The sequence below is a fragment of the Cellulomonas wangsupingiae genome, from assembly GCF_024508275.1.
Taxonomy (GTDB): Bacteria; Actinomycetota; Actinomycetes; order Actinomycetales; family Cellulomonadaceae; genus Cellulomonas; species Cellulomonas wangsupingiae.
In genome coordinates this window covers 804796-826909 of sequence record NZ_CP101989.1, presented here as the reverse complement: position 1 = coordinate 826909, position 22114 = coordinate 804796, and the positions used below count along the sequence as shown (strand labels likewise).

Below are 22114 nucleotides of genomic sequence, written 5' to 3'. Positions count from 1 at the left end.
GTCAGCCCAGGAAGACCTGCGCGCACAGCCACCCGCGCTGCCCCGTCACGCACGCCACGCCGATCTGCGTGAACGCCGGGCGCAGCAGGTTCTCGCGGTGCCCGGGCGAGTCCATCCACCCCTCGACCGCTGCCTGCGCCGAGCGGTAGCCGAGCGACAGGTTCTCCCCCACCGTGCCGGCGTCGCACTGCTCGAGCACCGGGCCCAGCGGGTCGTGCTCGAAGCGCCCCTCGGCGACCAGGAGGCCCGCCCGCTCCTCGGCCTGCCGCGTCGCGCACGACGACACCGCGAGCGCGGGCAGGCCGGCCGCGGCGCGCTCCGCGTTGCCGAGAGCGACGATCTCGGCGGACATCGCCGCGCCCTCGCCCCCCGGTGCGGCCGCGGGCCGCGCGGCGGCCTGCGGCTCGGGCGAGGGGGCGGCCGGGGCCGCGTCCGCGGGCGGGGCCGGCGGGGCCGCGGCGTCCTCTTCGGGCGACGGCGTCTGCCCGGCCGCCGAGCTCGTCGCGGGGGACGGCTCCGTCGGCTCCGCCTCGGCGGGACGCTCGCCGTTGCGCGACGCGAGGTCCTGGAAGCGTCCGACCAGGTCACCCGTGGTCAGCGCGAGGTCGACCTGCCCGGTCGGGGCGTACGCGCCGGGTGCGGCGGACAGGAGCAGGGCCGTCGCGACGACGAGGACTCCCCCCGCCCCGGCCACCCGCACCCGACGCCGTCGACGGGCCCGACGCTCGCCCCAGCGACGGATGTCGCGGCGACGGGAGACGGGCACACCGGGACGTTACCGGAGCGTGACCTTTATCGGTAGTTCCTCCCGGAACGGGCGTTTCACTCCAGTGCGAGGCCGAGCGCCGCGTCGGGGTCGTCCGGGTCGGTCAGCAGCGTCTCGACGGCCCCGCGCGCCGCCCACCGTCCCGTCGCCCACGCCAGCGCGGACGCCAGCCCCGCGACGTGCACGGCGTGCACCTGCGCCTGCGTCCCCGTCCCGGTGACCCACCACCCGACCGGCGCGCCCACCACCCGCAGGTCGTCGTGCCGCCACCACTGCGCGGGCGCGTCGGGCAGCAGGGCGAGCAGCGCGTCGGGCACGTCCTCCGGCTCGCCGGCACCGGACAGGTCGTCGTCGGCGCCGAGACGCCACGACGCCAGCGGCAGGTCCAGCAGCTCCGCGACGCCGGCCGCCCCGCGCGAGCCCGGTGCGACCGGCACGGGCACCACGGCCACGCCCTGGGCACCCGCGCACTGCCACCACCGCGGGTCGTCCGCCACCACGGCGTCGTCGACGAGCCGCGCGACCCCGGGCGCCGTCAGCGCCGGGAGCACCGCGGGCGGCTCGTCCGGCCCGGCGCCCTGCGCCCAGGCGCGCCACACCGGCCCCGCGACGTCGAGCGGCACGACCCCGCCCACGGGCCCCAGCAGGTCGAGCACGGCGGCCCACCGCGCCGCCGGCACGTCCGCGAGCGACCCGACCCCGCCGAGCGCGCGCAGCGCCTCCTCGTCCAGGCCGGCCAGCACCTCGGGGACCGGCGGCACGAGGGCCGCGGGCAGCGCGACGGACCCCGGCAGCGCGAAGACCTCCGGCAGGGCGAGGTCGGCGCGCGTGCGCAGCCACCACGCGGTGTAGGACGGGGCCGTGGCGGCCGTCCCCTCGCCGCGCACGGACGTCACCAGGGCCGCGCGCAGGTCCGGCGTGCGCGCCAGGTGGGCGAGCACCTCCGGCCACCGGCGGTCGTCCACCGCGTCGAGGTCCGCGACGGCCGGCACGTCACCGCAGTACGCCCCCGCGCCCAGCGCGTCGGCGAGCTCGTCGACGTAGTCGGCCCAGCCGTCGAGCGACGCGGCGGCCAGGGCAGCCGCGTCGTCCGCGTCGTCGTCCGGGGCGACGCCCGCGACCACGTCCGGGACGGTCGTCACCACGAGGTCGTCGCGCACGCCCACGGCCACCAGCACGTCACGACCCCAGCGGTCCACGGCGTCCAGCGCGACGGGGGCCAGCACGCGGTCGTCGAGCAGCCGCGCGGCCGGCCCGCCCGGCAGCACCAGGCCGTGCGCGGGGGCGGGCTCACCGTCGGCCGCGTCGAGCGTCAGCAGGCCCAGCCAGGCCACCGCGTCCGCGGGCACGGTGCCCGCGGCGGCCACGACGTCGAGCACCGCCGCGGTCACCTCGTCCGCGCGGTCGAGGTCGTCGTCGTCCGCCTGCCCCAGCACGGCGGCACGCAGCGCCGGGTGCGCCAGCAGCGCCGCGGCGTCGAGCCGCCGCGCACCCAGCCGCGCCAGCAGCGGACGGACCACCGCGGGGTCCGCGACCCGCAGCCCCCACGTGCGCAGCACCTCGAGGGTCCGGGGCGCCACCCCGGCGACGTCGTCGTCCAGCAGCACGACGCCCCGCGGGCCACGCACCACGCGGCCGTCCGCCAGCGGCACCGGCAGGGACGCGAGCCCTTCGCGCGCGGTCGCGTCCTGCGCCGCGACGTCCAGCGCGTCGTACAGGGCCGGCCAGTCGACGTCGCCGCCGGTCGGCAGCTCGTCGACGACCTCGGCGAGCGCACGCTCCTCGACCCCGAGCGCACGCGCCGCCGCCAGCCCCGACGGCGGGACCCGGACCAGACCGGCGACGAGCGCACCCAGCGCGGTCACCGCGGGCCCGTCGGGCAGGTCGCGCACCAGCGTGGCGCGCAGCGGGGGCACGAGGGCGTCCTGCGGGGACGCGGGCACCAGCAGCGGCGTGCGGACGAGCGCGGCGACGACGCGCTCGCGCAGCGCGGCGTCCACCGCGCCGGCCGCCAGGCCCGTCGGCACCCACGCGGTCGCGTCGGCACCTTCCGCCGCCGCACGCCCGACGAGCTGCGCGTACGCCTGCGCCGCCGAGTCGAGGACGGCGTCCGTCAACGGGCCCGGGACCACGTGCCGGCGCGACGGGTCGAGCGGCAGCGTCGCCACCAGGACGGCAGGCAGCGAGCACGGCTCGTCGGTGGGCGTCGGCGCGTGCACCACCCCCGGCACGGCGGACCCGTCGCGCGGCCGCGCCCAGGTGACGCGCCACGCCCGCGCGGCGCGCTCCTCGACGGGACGGTCGGCCACGAGGGCGAGCGGCACCTCCCCCTCCGCGGTCAGGACGTCCCAGCGCCCGGTGACGTCCGCGAGGCGGCGCGGCCCGGCGTCCTCCACGTCGACGACGACCTCCACGAGGCCGGGCAGCGCGAGCAGCAGGACGTCGTCCACGCCGTCGAGCAGGGCGCGGACCTCGTCGCGCACGACCTCGTCGCGCAGCTGCAGGACCACCGCGGTGTCGTAGCCCGTCGGCGGGGGGCCCTCCGTGGGCCACGGCAGCCGCAGCGCCGGCAGCGACCCGTCACGCCGGCGGACCTCGTCCGCCAGGCCCGGACGGCCGTGCGCGGCCTCCTGCGCGGCCGTCCCCTCCAGCAGCTCGCGGGTGTCCGCCAGGGAGAACCGCACGGCGCCCGTCGTCGAGCACACCGTCACCTCGTCGGCGACCGCCCGCACGGCCGCGAAGCCGACACCGAACCGGCCGACCGTGCCCGTCCCGGCGTCCCGCTTGGCCGAGGCCCGCAGCGACGCCAGGGACGCGACGCCCGCCGCGTCCAGCGGTGCGCCCGTGTTGGCCGCGACGAGGACGGCCGTGCCGTCGTCGGTCGTCGCCAGCCGCAGCAGCAGCCGCCCCGGGACGCCCGCGCGCGTGGCCGCGTCCGCCGCGTTCTGCGCGAGCTCGACGAGCACCCGGTCCCGGTAGTACCCCCGGGCGTGGTCCTCCTCGGTGTTCGCGTCCTCCCGCAGCCGCGCGGGCGAGGCCCGCCACGCCTCCAGCACCGCACCGCGCAGCGCGGCCGTGCCGAAGGCGTCGGTGGTCACGGTCCGTCGGCGGGACGCGCGTCGGCGTCCGTGGCGCTGCCGGTGTCCGCGGGGGTCTCGTCCTCTGCGGGGGTCTCGTCCTCTGCGGGGGTCTCGACGTCCACAGGGGTCTCGACGTCCGCGGGGGTCTCGACGTCAGCAGGCGTGTCGGCGTCCGCAGGCGGCTCGACCTCGGCAGGCGTGTCCACGTCCGCAGGCGGCTCGGCGTCCGCAGGCGGCTCGGCGTCCGCGACCGGCTCGGCCGGCGCGTCACCACCCTCGGTCTCGCGCGACCCCCGCTCGACCACGTCGATCGCGTTCTCGTCGAGCAGGGGGTCCGGTGCCGGCCACTCGCTCGGCATCGACGGGACGTCCGTCTCGGAGTGCGCGCCGCACCCGTGGTCGAGGCTGACGACCTTGCCGTCGTCGGGCGACCACTCGTTGGCGCACACGGCGAACAGCGTGCCCAGCGACCCCTGGAGCGGGACGAGGAAGCCGCAGGACCCGCACGCGGCGCTCGAGGCGACCGAGCCGGGCGTCGCCGGGCCGCGCGACCCGCGGTACCAGCGCTCCGCGGCCTCGGAGATCCCCTGGGGCGACAGGACCCGGACGCGTGCCAGCGCCAGCTCGTCGATCGCGACCTCGTCGACCTCGGGGTCGCCGGTCGGCGTGAAGCCCGGCTCGAGGCGCGGGTCGTCGGGGCGGAACGGCAGGACGTCGCCGGGGCCGATGTCGCCGGGCCGCAGCCGCTGCGACCACGGCACCCAGGTGCGCGCGAGGATCGCGTCGTCGCCGGGCAGCAGCTCGGCCTCGCACACGGTCGCGGTGCGGCCGCGCGGCACGCGCGCGACCGTGACGGTCCAGGCCCAGCCGCGGTACCCGCGCGCCGTGCACGCGAACCGGTGCGACACGAGGCGCTCGGCCTCGCGGACCGCGCCGAGGTACTCCCCGACGTCCTGCGGCTCCTGCGCGATCTCGACCGCGACCTCGCGGGCGAGGTCGACGGCACGCTCGAGGACGGCGTCCTTGACGGCAGCCATGCTCAGGCCTCGAGCTTGTCGGCGACGCCCCGCAGCAACGTCGCGTACTGGGCGGCCCGCGGACCCTCGGGGTAGCGGCCGCGGCGCAGGTCGTTGCCGACCTTGTCGAGGACCTTGATGAGGTCCTCGACGACCACGGCCATCTCGTCGGCCGGGGGGCGCCGGGCCTTGACGACCGAGGGCACCGGGTCGAGGACCGTCACGGACAGGGCCTGCGGTCCGCGACGCCCGTCGGCCACGCCGAACTCGACCTTGGTGCCCGGCTTGGGGGCGGTCACCCCCACGGGCAGCGCCGACGCGTGCAGGAAGACCTCACCGCCGTCGTCGCTGGCGATGAAGCCGAATCCACGCTCGGTGTCGAACCACTTGACCTTGCCGGTGGGCACTTCCGCTCCTTCACCGCCGGGCACGTCCGCGAGCGTTCCCGCAGACCGTGACCAGGCTACCGGCCCCACCCGGCTTCACGCTCCGGAGGGCCGGACGCACGCCCGGGCTCGCACCGGCCGGCGGCACCCGACCGGGTGAAACGCACCCGCCACGGCGCCACCACTCGCTAGGGTCGCCGCCGACCTCGAGGAGCCCGGAACATGACGGATCACCCGTTCAGCACGTGGACCCAGGAGTCCGACCACGCCCAGTCCCAGCGCCTCCACGCGCTGAGCTGGGACGTCGAGCGCCTGCGGGCGTCGCTGTCGTCCCAGCACCGTGCCGCGTCGGCGATGCGCAGCGACCTGGCCTCGCTGCGCGGCTCGATCGAGACCCGCCTGACGCGACTGACCGAGGCGTTCGACGCGTTCGTCGAGCTCAGCTCGCTGCGCGACCAGCTGTCGCTCGTCGCCGGCCCGGCGCTCGTGCGGCAGGCGACGCGCGCCCGGCTCGTGGCGCTGGGGACGCCGTCGGCCCCCACGGGCCCCGTGCTCGACGTCGCGGGAGCGCCCGCCGCACCCGGCTACTGGCTCGCCGACGCGCTGGCGGTGCTGGGCCCCGACGACGACGGCGCGGCGCAGCGGGCCGCGTCCATCGACCTGCGCCGGACGGCGACCTTCCTGACGGTCGCGGGCGCCGCGTGCGGGCGGGCGGACCTCGTGGCGCGGTGGTCGGCCGACGCACTGGGCACGATCGACGTCGCGCGCCCGGTCACCCGCGCGCAGCGTGCCGTGTGGGTCGCCGCGGCGGAGGGCCGCCTGGGGGCCGACGCCCGCGCGACGCTGCTCGACCGGCTGCGCGCGGCCGTCGCCGCCGTGCCGGCCGCGACCGTGCAGGAGACCGTCGACGACTGGGCCGCCCACGTGCAGGGGGACGTCCGGGACCCGCGCGCCGACGGCACGGGGACCCTGGAGGTCGCCCGGGTGCGTCGCGCGGCCGCCGCGCTGGTGACGCTGCGGGAGCTGGTCGAGAGCGGCGCCCCGGGGACCGACGCCGGGACGCCGGCCGACGCACCGGCCGACGCACCGGCCGACGCGGGGACCGACGCCGGGTCCGACGTCACCGCGCAGGACGACGCGGACGCGACCGTCGCCGAGCTCGTGGCCGTGCTGCGCGCGCTCGTCGACGAAGGTGCGGAGGAGGAGCGCGACCTCATGGTGCGGGCCGCCGAGCTGGAGGCCGTCGTGACCGGCACGGGCGCACCGGGTCCGGCCTGGGACGCCCCGGCGGGCGACCTGCTCACGCTCCTGCGGCAGGACGCGCTGGACCGCCGCGACGACGTCGGGGCGCTGGTGCGCGACGCGTGCGCCCCGTGGCTGGCCGCGGTGGCGGACCGTCTCCTCGCCGACGCGACCGTGCCGGCGCCCGAGGACCTGGAGGTGGCCGCCGCCGGCGTGACGCTGCGGGCCCGCCCGCGGCAGACGGTCGTGGAGGGCCGCGAGGAGGCGCTGCGCCGCATCACGGCACCCGTGCACCCGCTCACGCCGCGCGAGAAGCAGGTGACGATCGGCTGCGCGCTCGCGGCCGTGCTCCTGTGGGTCGCCACGGCCGTCGACCCAAGCGACCTGGGCTGGCTGTACGGGACGGCCGCGGTCGCGTTCTCCGTCGCGGCCGGCGTCCGCGCGTCCCGTCGCGCGGCGCGCTCGCGTGCGGACGCCGAGCGCGCCGAGCGTGGGGCCGCGTTCGTCGAGCGCGAGGCCCAGCGCCTGCAGGCCCGGGTCGAGGAGGTCGCGCAGGCGTTCGCCCGCAGCGGCTCCGACGCCCGGGACGCGCACGCGCGCGTCGTGGGGCTGCTGGCCGCGCCGCCGTCGCCCACCGGGACGCCCGCCGCACCCGCTCCTGCGCCGCGGTAGCGCCGGTGGTAGACCGGCGGGGTGGACGACGAGCGGGCACGCGCGCTGCTGCTGGCCCTGCGGGAGGACGCGCTCGCGCGGCTGTCCGGCCTGGGTGACGCCCACCGGGACGTGGTCGACGCCGCGCGCGGGGCGAACGTCGACGACGAGCACGACCCGGAGGGCGCGACCATCGCCTTCGAGCGCGCGCAGCTCGAGGCGCTGGCCGGCGGTGCGCACCGCCGGCTGGCCGAGGTCGACGCGGCGCTCGCGCGGCTGGCCGCCGGGACGTACGGCAGGTGCGCCGTCGATGGCGAGCCGATCGACGACGACCGGCTCGCGGCACGGCCCACCGCGACGACCTGCGTCGCGCACGCCTGACGCCGGCGGCACGGCCGCCGGCGGGTGGTGCGGTCAGCCGGCCGCCTGCGCCAGACGGTCGAGGGCGAGCGCGGCCAGCACCGCGGACGCGGTGACGAGGGCGTCGTCGGCGAAGCGGGCCCGCGGGGAGTGGTTGTAGTCCGCCGTGGCCGGGTCCTGCCCGACGGGCGTCGCCCCGACGAACACGAAGGCCCCGGGCACCTGCTCCAGCACGTACGAGAAGTCCTCCGCACCGGGCACCGGCGCCTCCGCGTCGAGCCACGCGTCGTCCCCGAACAGGCCGCGCGTCACACGGCGCGCCCGCTCGACCTCGGTCGCGTCGTTGACTGTCACCGGGTACCCGCGCTCGTAGTCGACCGTCGCGGTCAGCCCGTGCGCCGCGGCGACGTGCTCGCACACGCGGGCGATGCGCTCGGGGACGGCCGCGTGCGTGGCCGGGCTGAACGTGCGGACCGTCGCGTCGAGGTGCGCGAGGTCGGGGATGACGTTGTCCGTGGTACCCGCCTGGATCCGGCCGACCGTCACCACGACGGGGTCGAAGACGTCGAACTGCCGCGTCACCATGGTCTGCAGCGCCAGGACGATCTCGGCGGCCACCGGCACGGGGTCGGCCGCGAGGTACGGCTTGGACCCGTGCCCGCCGCGGCCGTGGACGGTGACGCGCACGGTGTCGGACGCCGCCATGAGGGTGCCGGGGCGCGACGCGACGACCCCCACCGGGATCGTCGACGCCATCACGTGCACGCCGTACGCGCCGACGACGCGGCTGCCGGCCGCGTCGAGCACGCCCTCGTCGATCATGAGGCGCGCTCCGCCGTGGCCCTCCTCGCCGGGCTGGAACATCAGGACGACGGACCCCGCGATCTCGTCGCGCCGCGCCGCGAGCACGCGCGCCGCGCCCACGAGGCCGGCGACGTGCATGTCGTGCCCGCAGGCGTGCATGACGCCCGGGTGCCCGGACACGAGGTCGCCGTCCGGCTCCTCGGTGACGGGCAGCGCGTCCATGTCGCCGCGCAGCAGGACCGCGGGCCCCGGCAGGCCGCCGCGCAGCACGGCCGTGACCGAGGACAGGCCCCGGCCGGGGTGCACCTCGAGGTCGAGGTCGGCGAGCGCGTCCAGCACGAGCCGCTGCGTGAGCGGCAGGTCCAGGCCCAGCTCGGGGACGCGGTGCAGCGCGTGGCGCAGCTCGGTGGTCCGCGGCAGCTCGCGCGCCGCGTCGTCCCGGAGTGCCGCCAGCGTTCCCTCGTCCAGAGCCATGCCGTCACCCTGCCACAGGCCGGCGCGGCCCCGGCACGGGACCCGGCGGGACCGCGGGGCCCGTGCCCACGTGGGCCGGTGGCGGTGCGCGCACGTATCGTGGTGCGGATGGCCACGTTCACCGGGTACCTGCGCGCACGCAGCGACGACGAGCTCGTCGCGCTGCTCGTGCGACGTCCTGACCTGGCCACGCCGCACCCGGCGACCCTCGCGTCGCTCGCGGCGCGCGCCACCAGCCGCTCGAGCCTCGACCGCGTGCTGACGTGGGTCGACGGGCTCGTCCTGCAGGTCGTGGAGTCCGTCGTGGTGCTGACGGCCACGCCGGGGGCCGTCGCGCCGTCGCGCGCCGACGTGAGGGCGGCCGTCGGCGCCGGGCCGGCCGAGGCACCCGCGGTCGACCGGGCCCTGGACGACGCCGTCGCGCTCGCGCTGCTGTGGCCCGACGACGACGGCGCGCTGCACGCCGCGCCGGGCGTCGGTGACGCGCTGGGCGCCTCCGCGGCCGGCCTGGCCCCGCCGTCCGCCGACGCCGCGCCCACCGCCGACGACCCCGTCGCGCTCCTCACCGACGCACCCGCGGGCGCCGCCCAGGTCCTGGACGCGCTCCTGTGGGGCCCGCCCGTGGGCCTCGTGCCCCCGCCGGGCACGGCCGCCGGCGACGCGGTCGCCTGGCTCGTGGCGCACGACCTGCTGGTCCGCGCCGACGAGCGGCACGTCCTGCTGCCACGGCACGTCGCGCTCGCGCTGCGTGCGGGCCGCACGCACCGCTCCCCCGCGCTGGCGCCGACGTTCGACGACGCGCCGGTGCGCGACGCCGCGCTCGTCGCGGCCGAGTCCGCCGCCGCGGCCGAGCGGACCGTGCGGCTGGTCCGCCAGCTGCTCGTCCGCTGGGAGCAGCAGCCGCCCGGGGTGCTGCGGTCCGGCGGCCTGGGCGCGCGCGACCTGCGCCGCACGGCGCAGGGCCTCGACGTCGACGACGCCGAGGCGGCCTGGCTGGTGGAGGCCGCCGCGTCCGCGGGCCTGCTCGCCGACGACGGCGAGGAGGCCCCGTCGTTCGTCCCCACGCTGGAGGCGGACGTCTGGGCCGCGCAGGACGTGCCGCAGCGGTGGGCGACCGTCGCGCGGGCGTGGCTCGTCTCGGCCCGCACGCCGTGGCTCGTCGGCGGCCGCGACGAGCGCGGGGCGCTGCGCGCGGCGCTGGACCCCGAGCTGGCCCGGCCGTGGGTGCCGCGGCTGCGGCGCGCGGTGCTCGACGTGCTCGCCGCCGCACCCGCCGGTGCCGCGCCGAGCGCGCAGGACGTCCACGAGGCCCTGCGATGGCGGTCGCCGCGGTCCGTGCCGCCGCTGTCGGCCGTCGAGGCGGTGCTCACCGACGCGACGCGCCTGGGCGTGCTCGGCGCCGGTGCGCTGGCGTCGGCGGGCCGCGCGCTGCTCGTCGAGTCCGGTGCGCAGCCGGCCGCGACCGGGGCCGGCCCCGCGGACGCGGCGGCAGCCCTGGCCGCCGACCTGCCGGCGCCGGTCGACGAGATCCTCCTGCAGGGCGACCTGACGGGCGTCGTCCCCGGGCGGCCGGGTGAGGACCTCGAGGACCTGCTGGACCGTGCCGCCGACGTCGAGTCGCGCGGCGGGGCCGTCACGGTGCGGTTCACCTCCGCGTCGGTGCTGCGCGCGCTCGACGCAGGGACCACGGCCGACGACCTGCTCGCGCGGCTGTCCGCCGCGGCACGCGGCCGCGTCCCGCAGCCGCTGGAGTACCTGGTGCGGGACGTCGCCCGGCGCCACGGCCGCGTGCGGGCCGGTGCCGCGTCGTCGTACGTGCGCGCCGACGACCCCGCGCTGCTCGCCGGCCTGGCCGACGACCCCCGCCTCGCGTCGCTCCGGCTGCGCCTGCTCGCGCCCACGGTGCTCGTCGCGGACGCCGCCCCGGCCGAGCTCCTCGACGCGCTGCGCTCGCGCGGCCTGGCGCCCGTCGCGGAGGACGCGCGCGGTGCCGTCGTGCACGCCGTCGCCCCCGAGCGCCGGACCCGCGCGCGCGCCCGGCGGTCCGCGCCGGTGGCCGAGCGTCCGTCGGCCGAGCGCGCCGTGTCCGTCGTCGCGACGCTCCGGCGCTCCGACACCTCCGAGGTGCCCGGGGCCGCAGGGGCGGGCGTCGTCCCGACGCACCGGCCACCGGCCGACCGACCCCGCGTGGCGGCGCCCGCCCGCGGCGCGGGGAGCACCGGCGCCCCGACTCGCGCGGCCTCCCGCCCCGCCGCCGGAACATCGGAGCCGGGCGACGTGTTGGTGGTCCTGCGTGAGGCCGTCCAGGCCCGCGCGTCCGTCTGGGTCGAGATGGTCGGTGCCGACGGCCGTGCCGAGCGCCGGCTCGTGCGGCCCCTGAAGGTCGAGGGCGGGCGGCTGCGCGCCCTGGACCCCCGCCGCGAGGCGGAGCTCACCGTCGCGGTCCACCGCATCGCCGACGTCACGCCGGTCGACGCCACGACCCCCTGACCTGCCCCACCCCCCACCCCACGGAGGACCGAGTGCCCGACGGCCCGTTGATCGTCCAGTCCGACAAGACCCTCCTGCTGGAGGTCGACCACGACCAGGCCGACGCGTGCCGCCGCGCCATCGCCCCGTTCGCCGAGCTCGAGCGCGCCCCCGAGCACGTCCACACCTACCGGCTGACGCCGCTGGGCCTGTGGAACGCGCGCGCCGCCGGGCACGACGCCGAGCAGGTCGTCGACACCCTGCTGGAGTTCAGCCGGTACCCCGTGCCGCACGCGCTGCTCGTGGACGTCGCCGAGACGATGTCCCGCTACGGCCGCCTGCAGCTCGTCCAGGACCCCGTGCACGGGCTCGTGCTGCACGCGCTGGACGCCGCCGTGCTGGCCGAGGTCATGAAGTCGCGGCGCACGGCCGGCCTGTTCGGCGACCGCCTCGACGCGACCGACGTCGTCGTCCACCCCTCCGAGCGCGGCCACCTCAAGCAGGTGCTCGTCAAGCTCGGCTGGCCGGCCGAGGACCTCGCGGGGTACGTGAACGGCGAGGCGCACCCGATCGAGTTGCAGCAGGACGGCTGGGCGCTGCGGCCCTACCAGCAGCAGGCCGTCGACGGGTTCTTCCACGGCGGCTCCGGGGTCGTCGTGCTGCCCTGCGGCGCCGGCAAGACGCTCGTGGGCGCCGGTGCGATGGCACGGTCCTCCACGACGACGCTCATCCTGGTGACCAACACCGTGTCCGCCCGGCAGTGGCGCGACGAGCTCGTGAAGCGCACGACCCTGACCGAGGACGAGATCGGCGAGTACTCCGGCACCCGCAAGGACGTCCGGCCCGTCACCATCGCGACGTACCAGGTGCTGACGACCAAGCGGAAGGGCGTCTACACGCACCTCGAGCTGCTCGACGCGCGCGACTGGGGCCTCATCGTCTACGACGAGGTGCACCTGCTGCCCGCGCCGATCTTCCGCATGACGGCCGACCTGCAGGCGCGCCGCCGCCTCGGGCTGACCGCGACGCTCGTGCGCGAGGACGGGCGCGAGGACGAGGTGTTCTCGCTCATCGGGCCCAAGCGGTTCGACGCACCGTGGAAGGACATCGAGTCGCAGGGCTACATCGCCCCCGCCGAGTGCACCGAGGTCCGCCTGACGCTGCCCGACCACGAGCGCATGACGTACGCGACCGCGGAACCCGAGGACCGGTACCGCCTGGCCGCCACCGCCGCCGGCAAGAACCGGGTCGTCGACGCGCTCATCGCCAAGCACACCGGCGAGCAGACGCTGGTGATCGGCCAGTACCTCGACCAGCTGCACGACCTGGCCGAGCACCTCGGCGCCGACCTCATCACCGGCGAGACCACGGTGCGCGAGCGGCAGCGACTGTTCGACGCGTTCCGCACCGGCGAGATCACCACGCTCGTGGTCTCCAAGGTCGCCAACTTCTCGATCGACCTGCCCGAGGCCTCGGTCGCGATCCAGGTGTCGGGGTCGTTCGGGTCCCGCCAGGAGGAGGCGCAGCGGCTCGGGCGGATCATGCGCCCCAAGGCCGACGGCAAGACGGCGCACTTCTACACGGTCGTCGCGCGCGACACCGTCGACCAGGAGTTCGCCGCCCACCGCCAGCGGTTCCTCGCGGAGCAGGGGTACTCGTACACGATCGTCGACGCCGAGGACGTGGGCGCGGCGCGGTGACGGTTCCCCCCGGCGGCCCGCGTCCTCACGGCCCGCCCGCTCACCCTGGTGCGACGGGGCGACGTCGACCAGCGGGCGCTGCGGCGGGACCGCGGGTCCCCCGACGAGCCGGTGCCCCCGGCCGCCATGCCGTGAGCGGGTGCGCACCGCCCGCCCTCCGCGTCGGTCACGGAACCCCCGGGGCCACGCCTGCGTTGCCACCGGTGACACCCTGAGAAAGGATCGACACGTGCGAGCAGCTCGTCGTGCCCTGACCCCGCTGGCCGCCCTCGCGGTGGGCGCGACGCTCGTCGTCGCGGGTGCGGGCTCCGCAGCCGCCGAGGCGCCCTTCGACCTGTCCAGCCGGGTGATCGACCGGGCCGGCGTGCTGGACGACGTCGCCGCGGTGCGCGACGCCGTCGACCAGGTGGGCGAGCAGACGCCGTACCGGTTGACGGTCGTGTACGTCGACTCCTTCGACGGGCTGTCCGCCAACGCGTGGGTCGCCGACGCGGCCGAGATCTCCGGGCTCGGCAGCAGCGACGCGGTGCTCGCCGTCGCCGTCGAGGACCGGGACTTCACCCTCGCACCGACCTCGCTGGGCACGATCACGTCCGCACAGCTCGACGACGTCGCGTCGGACGTGCGCGACGAGCTGGGCGCCGACGACTGGGACGGGGCCGCGATCACGGCGGCCGACGGCATCGTGTCCGCGGCGGGCGGGTCCACCGGCCGCTCCGAGGGGTCCTCGTCGGGCGGCGCCCTGACGGCCCTGCTGCTCCTGGGGTTCGTCGTGATCGGCGCGGTCCTGCTGTTCACGTTCCTGCGGCGCCGCAGCCCGCAGCCCGCCGGCGTCCTGCGCGACACCGCCGGGGCGACGCGCGTGGCGACCGCCGCCGACGAGTACGCGGCCCTGCCGACGGCCGAGCTGGACCGCCGGTCGGCGTCCGCGCTCGTCGCCCTGGACGACGCGCTGCGGTCCTCCGAGGAGGAGCTGGGCTTCGCGCAGGCGCAGTTCGGCGGCGACTCCACCCGCGAGTTCGAGACCGTCCTCACCCAGGGCAAGCACACGCTCACCGAGGCGTTCCGGCTGCGCCAGACGCTCGACGACGACGTCCCGGACACCGAGGCGCAGGTCCGCGCCACGTCCGCGCAGATCCTGCGGCTGTGCGGCCAGGTCGAGGACCGGCTCGAGGAGCAGAAGGAGGCGTTCGACCGCCTGCGGGCCATCGAGGCCCGCGTCGACGACGCGATCGAGGCGCACCAGCGCGAGGCGGACCGGCTGCGCGCCCGGGTCGAGCCGGCCCGCGCCGCCGTGACCGCCCTCGGCGCGCGGTACTCCCCCGACGCGCTCGGGTCCGTCGCCGGCAACCCCGAGCAGGCCGCGCGTCTGCTCGACGACGTGGGCCCCGTGCTGACGCAGGCCCGTGAGCGCTCCGCCACAGGGGACAAGGGCGGCGCCGTCGGGTTCGCCCGTGCCGCCGAGGAGGCCCTGGCGCAGGCCGCGACGCTGCTCGACGCGGTCGACACGGCCGACGGCGAGCTCGCCGCCGCCGGTGCACGCCTCGACGCCGGCACCCGGTCCATCACGTCCGACCTCGCCGACGCCGAGCGGCTCGCCCCCGGCGACCCGCAGGTCGCAGCCCACGTCCGCGAGGCGCGCGAGGCCGTCGAGCAGGCCACCGACGCGCGCGCCGGCACGGGCGACCCGCTCGCGGCGCTGCGTCGCCTCACGGCTGCCGAGGCGGCGCTCGACGCGGCGCTGGCACCGCGGCGCGACGCCGAGGAGCGCGGCCGGCGGGCGCGGGCGCTGCTGGACGACACGCTCGGTCGGCTCGACTCCGCGGTGCGCGCGACCACCGACTACGTCAGCACGCGCCGCGGGGCCGTCGGGCCCCAGGCCCGCACCCGCCTGGCGGAGGCCGACCGCCTGCGGCTGCGCGCGCTCGACCAGCGCGCGTCCGACCCGGAGGCGGCCCTGGCCACGGCGCAGCAGGGTGAGAGGCTCGCCTCCGAGGCGCAGCGGCTCGCGCAGATCGACGTCGAGAACGCCCAGCGGCACGACGACGGTCGCGGCGAGGGGCCCGGCGGCGGGATGGACGTCGGCGGCATGATCCTCGGCGGCATCCTCATCGACTCGATCCTGCGCGGCGGCGGACGCGGCGGCGGCGGCTGGGGCGGCGGCGGTGGCAGCTGGGGCGGCGGCGGCTTCGGCGGCGGCGGTCGCGGTGGCGGATTCGGCGGCGGCGGCTTCGGCGGCGGCGGACGCGGCGGCGGGTTCTGAGCCGCCGGCCGCGCGGCACCACCTGGCGCGACAGACTCAGGCGGTGGCCGACGTCGGCGACCGCGGCACGTGACACCGGGCGGACCGTCCGGGTCGGCACCAAGGGAGGGCACGACACGATGACCGAGAAGCAGTCCATCTTCGGGCGGATCGCGCAGCTGACGCGCGCGAACATCAACGCCCTCATCGACCAGGCCGAGGACCCGCAGAAGATGCTCGACCAGCTCGTGCGGGACTTCACGAGCTCCATCGCCGACGCCGAGAAGGCCATCGCCCAGTCCATCGGCAACCTGCGCCTGGCCGAGCAGGACTACAACGAGGACGTCGCCGCGTCGCGCGACTGGGGACAGAAGGCGCTGGCCGCGTCGTCGCGCGCCGACCAGTTCCGCGCCGCGGGCGACACGGCGAACGCCGACAAGTTCGACAACCTCGCCAAGGTGGCGCTCGGCAAGCAGCTCACGGCCGAGCAGGAGGCGCGGGACGCCGAGCCGGTCATCGCCTCGCAGCGCGAGACGGTCGAGCGCCTCAAGTCGGGCCTCGCGCAGATGAAGGACAAGCTCGGTCAGCTCAAGCAGCGCCGGGACTCGCTCGTCGCGCGGCAGAAGTCCGCGCAGGCGCAGCGCCAGGTGCAGGAGGCGATCGGCTCGATCAACGTCCTGGACCCGACCAGCGAGATCGCGCGCTTCGAGGAGAAGGTCCGCCGCGAGGAGGCCTACGCGATGGGGCAGGCCGAGCTGGCCGCGTCCTCGCTCGACTCGCAGTTCGCCGAGCTCGAGTCGGCGGGTGCCGAGATCGAGATCGAGGCGCGCCTGGCCGCGCTCAAGCAGGGCAGCGCGCCGCGGCAGATCGAGGCGACCACGGTCACCCCGCCGGTCGGCACCGGCACGCAGGACTCCTGACGCAGCGACGGCCCCGACCCGTGCAGGGTCGGGGCCGTCGTCGTCGGTGCGGGCGGGTCAGGCGGGGACGCGGCGGACCGCCGCGCGCTCGCGCACGAGAGCGACGAACGCCCGGGCGAGGGCGCGCCCGGCGGCCTCGATCTCGTCACCGCGCGCGTCCATGCCCTCGACGACCGCCCCGGTGTCGACGTCGTCGTTCGCGTCGGCCCAGGCACGCATCGTCGCGGCGCCGGCCTCCGGGTGGAACTGCACGCCCCACGCGCTGCCGATCCGGAACGCCTGGAACGGGTACGTCGAGGACGACGCGAGCCACACGGCACCGCGCGGCAGGTCGACGACCGCGTCGGCGTGCATGCTCGGCAGCGGGCTCGTCCGGGCCGCGCCCGCGAGCTCCACGAGCGGCCCGACGAGCGCGTCGCTCGAGGCCTCCGGCCGCCAGCGGACGTCGACGACGCCGGCCTCCCGCCCCGGGGGCGCGGCCACCTCGACGCGTCCGCCGCGAGCCACGGCGAGCAGCTGTGCGCCCAGGCAGATGCCGAGGGCCGGCACGTCGGTCGCGCTCACCACGGCGAGCAGGTCCCGCAGGGGCCGCAGCCACGGCGCGGCCTCGTCGTCGCGCGCGGACATCTGGCCGCCGAGCACGAGCAGGCCCTCGCCGACCTCCGTCGGGCCGGGCAGCGGGTCACCGAGGTCGGCGCGCACGAGGCGGACGTCGACCCCGGTGAGCCACTCGGCGAAGCGGTCGAGGTCCACGTCGGGAGCGCTCTGCACGACGGTCACGCGGGGGACGGGCCCCGCGTCGGCGGCGGCGAGCGCGAGGTCGCTGAAGTGAACGGTCACATTTCCACGGTAGCGGCCGACGGCCCGCCCGCCGAAAGTCCAGGTCACATGTCCATCACGAATCGGCGGGTTCGCCCCCGATCGACCGTTCCGGCGCGCCGTGCACGGTCGGCGCACGCCCAGGCGACTCCCAGGAATCGGCGCGAGACTGGGAGCATGACCAGCGCGTCCAGCACGCCCGAGGCCCGGCTGCTCGTCGTGGACGACGAGCCGAACATCCGCGAGCTCCTCGCGACGTCCCTGCGCTTCGCCGGCTTCGAGGTGCACGCGGCCGCGGACGGCGGCTCGGCCCTCCGACTGGCCCGCGACACGGACCCGGACCTCGTGGTGCTCGACGTCATGCTGCCGGACATGGACGGCTTCACCGTCACCCGCCGCCTGCGCGAGAAGGGCCACCACGTGCCGGTGCTGTTCCTCACCGCCCGTGACGACACGGCGGACAAGGTGCAGGGCCTGACGGTCGGCGGCGACGACTACGTCACCAAGCCGTTCAGCCTCGAGGAGGTCGTCGCCCGCATCCGCGCGATCCTGCGCCGGACCAGCCCCGACGACGGCCTGGACGCCCACGTCCTGCGCTACGCGGACCTCGAGCTCGACGACGACACGCACGAGGTGCGCCGCGCGGGCCACGAGGTGGAGCTGTCCCCCACCGAGTTCAAGCTGCTGCGGTACCTCATGCTCAACCCGCAGCGGGTGCTGTCCAAGACGCAGATCCTCGACCACGTGTGGCAGTACGACTGGGGCGGCGACGCGAACATCGTGGAGTCGTACATCTCCTACCTGCGCCGCAAGATCGACCACCTCACCGACGCGGACGGCAACCGCCTGCCGCCCTTGATCCACACCCGCCGCGGGGTCGGCTACCTGCTGCGCGAGTCGACGTGAGCGGTCGCACGGCGCCGGACGGCGAGCCCGCCCGGGACGACCCGTCCGACGCGCCCGCGCCCGGCCCGCCCGCCGACGCCCGCGCGCCCCGGCACGAGGGGGCGCTCGCGAGGGTGCGCGCGACGTGGCGCGCGACGTCGCTGCACCGGCGGCTCGTCACGATCACGGCCGTGCTGCTCGGCACCGGCCTCGTGGTCGCGGCCGTCACCGCCACGACGCTGCTCGAGCGCAGCCTGCTGACCCCGGTGGACGAGAAGCTGGCCACCGAGGGGCAGGCCGTCGCCGAGGACGCCCTCGTGTTCCTCAGCATGGGCGGCGGCCGGCTCGTCCCCACGGACTACTACGTGCGCGTGCAGACGCCCGGCGACGAGGCGCCCCTGGTCACCCACGCGGCACAGGAGGCGTACGGCATGCCGCGCGTCGCCGACCTCACGGCCGCCGAGGCGTCCGCCGTCCGGGGCACGCCGTTCACCGTGCCGTCGACGAAGGCCGGCTCGACGTGGCGCGTCGTCGCCTACCCGTTCCAGGCCCCCGACGGCACCACCGGGTCGGTCGTCGTCGGCCTGCCGCTGAAGGACATCCACGCCACGGTCGTCGCCATGGCGTGGACGCTCGCGGCGTCCGGCGTGCTCATCGTCGCCGCCGGCGTGCTCGTCGGCGGCTGGGCGGTGCGCCGCTCGCTGCGGCCCCTGGGCGAGATCGAGCGGACGGCGGCCAAGATCGCCGCCGGCGACCTGTCGCAGCGCGTGCCCGTCGCCCCGGAGTCCACCGAGGTCGGCCGCCTCGGTGTCGCGCTCAACGGGATGCTCACGCAGATCGAGGAGGCGTTCGACGCGCGCACGGCCTCCGAGGCGCGCATGCGCCGTTTCGTGGCCGACGCGTCGCACGAGCTCCGCACGCCGCTCGCCGCGGTCCGCGGGTACGCCGAGCTGTACGGGATGGGGGCGCTGACGACGCAGGAGCAGGTCACGGACACGATGCACCGCATCGAGGAGTCCGCGACGCGCATGGGCTCGCTGGTCGAGGACCTGCTGGCGCTCGCCCGCCTCGACGAGGGGCGCCGCGGCAAGGTGCGCCCCGTCGACCTCACGGTGCTGGCGGCCGACGCCGTGAGCGACCTGCGGGCCCTCGACCCGCAGCGGCGGGTGCGCCTGGAGTCGCTGGACGGGGTGACGGGCCCGCGCGTCGTGCTCGGGGACGAGGAGAGGCTGCGGCAGGTGCTGGCCAACCTCGTCGGCAACGCCGCACGGCACACGCCGCCGGCCACGCCCGTCGAGATCGCGGTCGGTGCGGGTGCCGACGACCGCACCGCGGTGCTCGAGGTCCGCGACCACGGCCCCGGCATCCCTCCCGAGCACGCCGGTCGCGTCTTCGAGCGGTTCTACCGCGTCGACGCGTCGCGCACGCGGGACTCGGGCGGATCCGGCCTGGGCATGGCGATCGTCGCCGCGATCGTGGAGTCGCACGGCGGCCACGTGGGGGTGCACGAGACGCCCGGCGGCGGCGCGACGGTGCGCGTGGAGCTCCCCGTGGACGGGCCCCCCGTGGGCGGGAGCACGGACGCCGGCACCGCGCCCGGGACCCGGGACGGCACGGGCACCCACCCCGCGTGAGCAGCCACCCGCGGGGTCCGGGACCCACGGTCCGGGTGGGCGGCGTCCTGCGGTGGACACCGGGTGCGCCCCCGGTGCCCGACGTGGCTACGATGGCGCGTCCGTCGTCAATGTCGTGAGGCTGATCCATGGGCGTCCATGACGCACCCGCCTGGCTCGTCCCGGCGTTCACCCGCAACGTCCTCGAGGCCGGGGGCACCGCACCCGCCGAGGACATCCGGCGCACCGCCGACGACCTCCTGGAGCGGTGGACGCGCCCCGACCGGCACTTCCACAACCTCCGGCACCTCGTCGACGTGCTCGCGCGCGTCGACGAGCTCGACGAGGAGGCGCACCACCCCGAGCTCGTCCGGCTCGCCGCCTGGTTCCACGGCGCGGTGTTCGACTCCGCGGACCGCAAGGCGTACGCCAACCGCGGCGGCGAGGACGAGGCGGCCAGTGCCGTGCTGGCACGCGAGCAGCTCATGGCGCTCGGCGTCCCCGAGCGGCACGCGCAGCGCGTGGCGGACCTGGTCTCGGCGCTGGTGCGGCACTCCCCGGACCCGACCGACATCGACTGCGCCGTCCTGTGCGACGCGGACCTGGCGATGCTCGCCACCGAGCCGCAGCGGTACAAGGCGTACCTGAACGACGTGCGCGCCGAGTACTCGCACCTGCCGGTCGAGGACTACGTGCGGGCACGGGTCCGCATCCTGCACAAGCTCCTCGCGCGCCCGTCGCTCTTCGTGAGCCCGCTCGCCCAGGCGTGGGAGGAGCCCGCCCGCCAGAACGTCTCGGCGGAGCTGCAGCGCCTGGAGAAGGAGCTCGCGAAGCTCGAGGCGGCCGCGGCGGCCGAGCCGTCGGCCTCCGGCTCCGCGGACGCCGACGCCTGACGCACGGCCCCGGTGGCCCGCCGCCGGCCCCGGCCGCGGCCGCGGGCCCGGGCCCGGCGTCAGTGCGCGAACAGCCGCGACGCGTGCGCCTCCGCCTCGGCGTACGTCCGCGCGGCCGCCTGCATCGCCGTGGCGATCTGCGCCAGCGACTGCTCAACGCGCGCCTGGGTGACCGTCCACTCCGCGACGACGGACCCGAACGCCCCCGCGGCGCCACCGCGCCACGTGGCCTGCAGCTCCACGAGCTGCCGCTGCATCGCCGCGACCTCCGCCTGGATGCTCGCCGACCTGGCCACCACCGCGGCCGCCGACCCGTCGAGCTGCGCGCTGTCGACCTCGTACCTGCTCATGGACGCCTCCCGTGCCGTCGTGGCCACCCGGTGCGGCCTCGCTGACGACGACGCTGCCGACGCTAGGCCCACGGCGTCGCCGGGCCCGGTCGCCTGCCCGCATCCGTGGACCGACCTCGCCAAGGGCAGGGCTGTGGTCGGGTCGAGCGTGGCGGGTGCACGACGTAGCCTCGGGCCGTGACCCTGCTCGTCGACCCCCCGCTGTGGCCCCGCCACGGAACGGTGTGGGGCCACCTCGTCAGCGACGAGTCGTACGACGAGCTCCACGCCTTCGCGGCCCGGGCGGGCCTGCCGCGCCGGGCGTTCGACCGCGACCACTACGACGTCCCGGTCGAGCGCTGGGAGGAGCTCGTGGCCCTCGGCGCCTGCCCGGTGAGCACCCGTGACCTGGTCCGGCGGCTGCGGGCGTCGGGACTGCGCGTCGCGGGCCGCGACCGCCGTCCCTGACGCCGTCAGGTCCGGGCGGCAGCCGCGCGCGGCCGCGTCACGGCGGCCGTCGCCACGGCCGCCAGCACCAGGCACACCACCACGCCGATGGCCCCGGCCACCGCGACCGGGATCCCGCCGGCGGCCCCGTAGTCGGCCAGCGGCATGCCCGCGAACGCGTGGTCGCGCGCGGCACCGGCGAACCCGGTGCGCTGCGCCGTGGCCTCCAGGCCGTCGGGTGCGGCGGACGCGAACGCGGACAGCGCCACGGCGGCCAGACCCGCGAGGCCGGCCAGCACCCCGGCCGGCACCAGCGCCTCGCCCCGGGCCGGCACGCCGTCGCGCGACGTCAGCGCGAGCGCCCCCGGACGGACCGCCACGACGAGCGCCACGACGGCACCCGTGAGCACCGCCTCGCCGAGCCCGACGAGCACGTGCACGCCGAGCATCCGGCCCGCGAGCGCTCCCAGCGGCACCTCGACGGTCCCGCCCACGGCGTACAGGACGACGAAGACGGCGGCCGACACCACGACGCCGGCCGCGCCACCGGCCGCGGCCGCCAGGGGCCCGACCACGCGCGCGTCGGGCTCACCGGCCCGCTGCCGCGCGACCGCGACCACGCCGCGCGCGACCACCCAGCCCACCAGCGTCCCGACGACCGCCATGAGCAGCGTGTTGGTGCCCAGCGCGGTGAGGCCGCCGTCCGCGAACGCCACCGCCTGCACGACCAGCACGACCGTGACGGCCAGCAGCCCCCACGCCGGCCCGAGCAGCGCGGCCGCGAGCGCACCGCCCATCAGGTGCCCGCTGGTGCCCGCCGCGACCGGGTAGTTGAGCATCTGCAGGCCGAACACCGCGGCGGTGGTCGCGCCGACGAGCGCCGGGTGCGGGGCGCGCGCGCCGCCGCGGCGCGCCCGCACGGCGGCGCCGACGACGGCGGCACCCGCGACGGCGGCCGTCGCGGCGGAGACGGGGTCGGTCAGGAACTGGTCAGGGACGTGCATCGGTGTGCTCCTTC

The 22114-nt window shown here is 77.3% G+C and carries 18 protein-coding genes; 10 read left to right on the top strand and 8 right to left on the bottom strand.

The features are described 5' to 3' along the window. Window position 1 precedes the first annotated feature (1 nt). Genes NP075_RS03965 through NP075_RS03950 form a run of 4 tightly spaced genes read right to left on the bottom strand, consistent with a single transcriptional unit; the run spans window position 2 to window position 5269 of the window. A complete protein-coding gene (locus NP075_RS03965) occupies window positions 2-766 on the bottom strand; it encodes a CAP domain-containing protein (RefSeq protein ID WP_227563982.1) in 765 nt (254 codons plus the stop codon). 56 nt (window positions 767-822) lie between these two features. Next, entirely contained in the window at window positions 823-3864 is a 3042-nt protein-coding gene (locus NP075_RS03960; protein ID WP_227563980.1) for a sacsin N-terminal ATP-binding-like domain-containing protein, read from the bottom strand. Then, complete coding sequence (locus tag NP075_RS03955; protein WP_227563979.1) at window positions 3861-4883, bottom strand: DUF3027 domain-containing protein; 1023 nt, start codon at window positions 4881-4883, stop codon at window positions 3861-3863. Before NP075_RS03955 ends, NP075_RS03960 begins: the two co-directional genes overlap by 4 nt. Window positions 4884-4885: 2 nt before the next feature. Beyond that, a complete protein-coding gene (locus tag NP075_RS03950; protein ID WP_227563978.1) occupies window positions 4886-5269 on the bottom strand; it encodes a cold-shock protein in 384 nt (127 codons plus the stop codon). A 201-nt stretch (window positions 5270-5470) separates the two neighbouring features. Here NP075_RS03950 and NP075_RS03945 point away from each other — a divergent pair, with 201 nt between their 5' ends. Further along, entirely contained in the window at window positions 5471-7162 is a 1692-nt protein-coding gene (locus NP075_RS03945) for a hypothetical protein (protein ID WP_227563976.1), read from the top strand. A gap of 21 nt (window positions 7163-7183) precedes the next feature. Beyond that, entirely contained in the window at window positions 7184-7522 is a 339-nt protein-coding gene (locus tag NP075_RS03940; RefSeq protein ID WP_227583424.1) for a TraR/DksA family transcriptional regulator, read from the top strand. A gap of 33 nt (window positions 7523-7555) precedes the next feature. On the opposite strand, the gene NP075_RS03935 is transcribed toward NP075_RS03940, so the two are convergent. Further along, complete coding sequence (locus tag NP075_RS03935; RefSeq protein WP_227563973.1) at window positions 7556-8779, bottom strand: M20 metallopeptidase family protein; 1224 nt, start codon at window positions 8777-8779, stop codon at window positions 7556-7558. Between the two features lie 108 nt (window positions 8780-8887). Here NP075_RS03935 and NP075_RS03930 point away from each other — a divergent pair, with 108 nt between their 5' ends. The 4 genes from NP075_RS03930 to NP075_RS03915 all read left to right on the top strand — a co-directional run bounded on the left by NP075_RS03930 (window position 8888) and on the right by NP075_RS03915 (window position 16110). Further along, entirely contained in the window at window positions 8888-11269 is a 2382-nt protein-coding gene (locus NP075_RS03930; RefSeq protein WP_227563971.1) for a helicase-associated domain-containing protein, read from the top strand. Window positions 11270-11301: 32 nt separating this feature from the next. After that, window positions 11302-12948: a DNA repair helicase XPB gene (locus NP075_RS03925; RefSeq protein WP_227563969.1), complete on the top strand. Its 1647-nt coding sequence runs from the start codon at window positions 11302-11304 to the stop codon at window positions 12946-12948. A gap of 229 nt (window positions 12949-13177) precedes the next feature. Continuing rightward, window positions 13178-15211, top strand: a complete 2034-nt coding sequence (locus NP075_RS03920) for a TPM domain-containing protein (RefSeq protein WP_227563968.1) — start codon at window positions 13178-13180, stop codon at window positions 15209-15211. A gap of 119 nt (window positions 15212-15330) precedes the next feature. Further along, window positions 15331-16110 (top strand): PspA/IM30 family protein, encoded by a 780-nt coding sequence (locus NP075_RS03915; protein WP_227563967.1) that lies wholly within the window; start codon window positions 15331-15333, stop codon window positions 16108-16110. A gap of 57 nt (window positions 16111-16167) precedes the next feature. Here the strand turns inward: NP075_RS03915 and NP075_RS03910 are convergent, their stop codons facing one another. Then, window positions 16168-16950: a type 1 glutamine amidotransferase gene (locus NP075_RS03910; RefSeq protein ID WP_227563966.1), complete on the bottom strand. Its 783-nt coding sequence runs from the start codon at window positions 16948-16950 to the stop codon at window positions 16168-16170. A gap of 156 nt (window positions 16951-17106) precedes the next feature. Between NP075_RS03910 and NP075_RS03905 the strand changes: the two genes are divergently transcribed. The 3 genes from NP075_RS03905 to NP075_RS03895 all read left to right on the top strand — a co-directional run bounded on the left by NP075_RS03905 (window position 17107) and on the right by NP075_RS03895 (window position 20320). Next, complete coding sequence (locus NP075_RS03905) at window positions 17107-17835, top strand: response regulator transcription factor (RefSeq protein WP_227563964.1); 729 nt, start codon at window positions 17107-17109, stop codon at window positions 17833-17835. Next, on the top strand, window positions 17832-19448 hold the full coding sequence (locus NP075_RS03900; RefSeq protein ID WP_227563963.1) for a sensor histidine kinase: 1617 nt from the start codon (window positions 17832-17834) through the stop codon (window positions 19446-19448). Before NP075_RS03905 ends, NP075_RS03900 begins: the two co-directional genes overlap by 4 nt. Before the next feature lie 128 nt (window positions 19449-19576). Next, window positions 19577-20320, top strand: coding sequence for an HD domain-containing protein (locus NP075_RS03895; protein ID WP_227563961.1), 744 nt, complete (start codon window positions 19577-19579; stop codon window positions 20318-20320). A 59-nt stretch (window positions 20321-20379) separates the two neighbouring features. On the opposite strand, the gene NP075_RS03890 is transcribed toward NP075_RS03895, so the two are convergent. Continuing rightward, a complete protein-coding gene (locus NP075_RS03890) occupies window positions 20380-20670 on the bottom strand; it encodes a WXG100 family type VII secretion target (protein WP_227563960.1) in 291 nt (96 codons plus the stop codon). Between the two features lie 177 nt (window positions 20671-20847). On the opposite strand from NP075_RS03890, the gene NP075_RS03885 reads away from it, so the two are divergent. Continuing rightward, the gene (locus NP075_RS03885) at window positions 20848-21117 is read left to right on the top strand and encodes a DUF4031 domain-containing protein (RefSeq protein WP_227563959.1); all 270 of its coding nucleotides are present in this window, start codon (window positions 20848-20850) and stop codon (window positions 21115-21117) included. A gap of 5 nt (window positions 21118-21122) precedes the next feature. Here the strand turns inward: NP075_RS03885 and NP075_RS03880 are convergent, their stop codons facing one another. Next, the gene (locus tag NP075_RS03880; protein WP_227563958.1) at window positions 21123-22100 is read right to left on the bottom strand and encodes an energy-coupling factor ABC transporter permease; all 978 of its coding nucleotides are present in this window, start codon (window positions 22098-22100) and stop codon (window positions 21123-21125) included. Between the last annotated feature and the right edge of the window lie 14 nt (window positions 22101-22114).